Here is a 2,569-nt window from a genome sequence, read left to right as displayed (position 1 = left end):
CACCAGCCCAGCACCGGTCGCGGGCCGCGCAGCACCGTCGGCAGCACCAGCAGCGCGATCACCGCCACCGCCGCCCGGTCCGGCATCCAGCGCGCGTCCGCCGCGAGCAGCGCCGCGATCCCGCCGAGCGCCGCCGCCCCGGCCGCCGCCCGCCGCGCCCGCTGACCGGGTTCCGCGGGGACGGCGGCGCGCAGCAGCGACCAGGCCGCCACCAGCGTCACCGAGCCGAGCAGCAGCAGCCGCAGCAGGGTGAAGCCGAGCGGCAGGCCGACGGAGCCGTGGTCGTGCACCGGCTCAGGCCGCCGAGGTCGCCGGGACGGCGCAGGAGCACGACATCCCCGCCCGCTCCTCGGGCGTCGGCCGCATGTGCCTGATCACCGCGACGACCATCGGCACGGTCACCACGAAGTTGTAGAACAGGTGCAGCTCCACCCTCGGCACGATCAGCTGGATCACGCTCGTGGGCACCGGCTTGCCGAGCAGGTACGCGCCCGTCGACGCCTGCACGATCAGCAGCAGGTGCTCGAAGTGGTGCCAGAACTGGAGGCCCAGCGCGAGGTCCCACCACTTGCGGGAGCGGCCGGTGAACCCCTTGCGCAGCGCGAAGAGGAACACCAGCATCACCAGCGCGAACCCGTAGTGCATGACCTCGGACTTGACCAGCCACGGGAACCACAGGCCGAGCACGCCGCCCGCCCTGGGGGTCGGCCAGCCCATCACGTAGATCTGGTACGCCTGCGCCAGGTGCTCCGCCCAGTGCGCGACGACCACGGCCGTGAAGGCGTAGAGCGCGGGCTTGTGCCAGTGGGTGTTGAGCGCCGCGCCGGTGAGGCGGGTGCGGGAGTTGGGTAACGACGCGTCGACCACGGTTCCTCCTGAAGCGGTTGTCCCGGTCGGGTGCTGCTGCTTTCGGCGCCCTGCGGTTTCGGCGCAGTCCGGTTTCGGAACTGCGGACCGTCCCTGACCAGCCAGAATATCGCTCGGAACGGCTGCGGAGAACGGGTTCGCGGCGATTGGGCAATCTCGGAGAAACCCGAGCGGTGCTCGGCGCGGGGCCCCGGTCCGCGTTCGCCGCGGGGCGCTGGAAGTTACCCGTGGGTCGGTTGGCGGATTTCCGAAGTGCCCCGCGCGATCGTCGTTCGCGCGACCGCCCGTGGCGCGTTGTTGGTCCGGTCGGGATCGTTCACACCCCGTCCGCACTGGTGCGGATTTCCTTCCGGCGGGCGGGGGAGGGGCCTTGATGTGCGGCGCGACCGTCCCGGTGGGACCGATCGCGCGAGGACGGTGCGGTGCCATTCGCCCTCCCGATGGCGGTCGTCGCACCGGTCCGCAGTGGACCGCGCCGGGCGCCGCGCGATCCGGAACCGACTGGTGGCGGAGGTGGCGGGCGTCCGCGCGCGCCGACCGCCGAGCCCGCTGGGGCGGATGACGGCGTCCCCGCTGCCCCGTGCCGCCGCGTCGCCCGCGTTCCGGCCGGGGCTCGGCGGGTGCGACTCGCCGGAACGGTCCGGTGGGGGCGGATTGTCCGACTGCGTTCGGCGACCGGATTCGGTCCGGGCTCACTCGGAAGGTCTAGCAAACGCCGGGCGCCGGGTGATGAAAATTATTTATCAGGTCACCCTCCGAGGTGAGCCGAAAGACGATTTCAGGATCGCGCGCCGGTTCGCGGAACGATCATGAACGGCGGATTGAGGAGTCGTATGCGCTGCTTGCGGAGGTTGTTTGGGTCCGGTAGCTTCCGGAAATATATCAGGTGGATTGGTTGGGCCCGGAGCCGCCGAAATTGTTTTCGCTAACGCGTCGCGGCGCGCTGCGGGCGCGATTTTCGCCTCCGCACGCGAGGATGGGAGCCCTGGTGGAGGAAGTCGTGGAACAGGCAGTCGGTCGCGTCATCGAATTCATGCGCAGCAGCATGGGCGAGCAGTTCACCATCGACGACATGGCCCGAGCGGCGATGTACAGCAAGTTCCACTTCTCCAGGGTCTTCCAGCGCGTCACCGGCGTCTCGCCGGGGCGGTTCCTGTCCGCGATGCGGCTGCAGGAGGCCAAGCGGCTGCTGGTGTCCACCACGTTCACCGTCACCGACATCAGCCACCGCGTCGGCTACACGAGCGTCGGCACGTTCAGCTCCCGCTTCCGGGCCAGCGTCGGCGTCTCGCCCACCACCTACCGCCAGCTCGGCGGCTTCCCGCCGCAGACCTCCGCGCTCGTCGCCGCCTCCGCACCGGTCGGCCCGCTGGCCGAGGGCGGCGGGCTCGGCGAGGTGCGCGGCCGGGTCGGCGCGCCGAGGGGCGACCTGCCGGGCCCGATCTTCGTGGGCCTGTTCCCCGACCTGATCCCGCAGGGCACCCCGGCCCGCTGCACGGTGCTCGACCGCACCGGGCCGTACACGATCACCGACGTGCCGCCGGGCACCTGGCACGTGCTGTCCACGACGGCCTACCCGTCCTTCGCGGGCAAGCCCGTGCGGGCGGCTGCCGAACCCCCGTCGGTCGCCTCCGCCGGGCCCGTGACCGTGCCGCCGGGGGAGCTGGTCGAGCGGATCGACCTGGACCTGCGGCCCAGGGGC

At 71.7% G+C, this 2,569-nt stretch carries 3 protein-coding genes; 1 reads left to right on the top strand and 2 read right to left on the bottom strand.

Annotated features, from left to right (window positions below; translation table 11 throughout):
- Both ACTUAL_RS03740 and ACTUAL_RS03735 read right to left on the bottom strand, forming a co-directional pair.
- Positions 1-290 (bottom strand): DUF6239 family natural product biosynthesis protein (locus ACTUAL_RS03740; protein ID WP_440899273.1); only part of this gene is annotated, 290 nt, incomplete at its 3' end.
- A gap of 4 nt (positions 291-294) precedes the next feature.
- Complete coding sequence (locus ACTUAL_RS03735; protein ID WP_096495224.1) at positions 295-867, bottom strand: hypothetical protein; 573 nt, start codon at positions 865-867, stop codon at positions 295-297.
- Positions 868-1,867: 1,000 nt separating this feature from the next.
- Here ACTUAL_RS03735 and ACTUAL_RS03730 point away from each other — a divergent pair.
- Positions 1,868-2,569: helix-turn-helix transcriptional regulator (locus ACTUAL_RS03730; protein WP_440899272.1), on the top strand; the 702-nt coding region annotated here is incomplete at its 3' end.

It is taken from the genome of Actinosynnema sp. (assembly GCF_052038725.1).
This window is presented reverse-complemented; position numbering and strand designations above follow the sequence as displayed.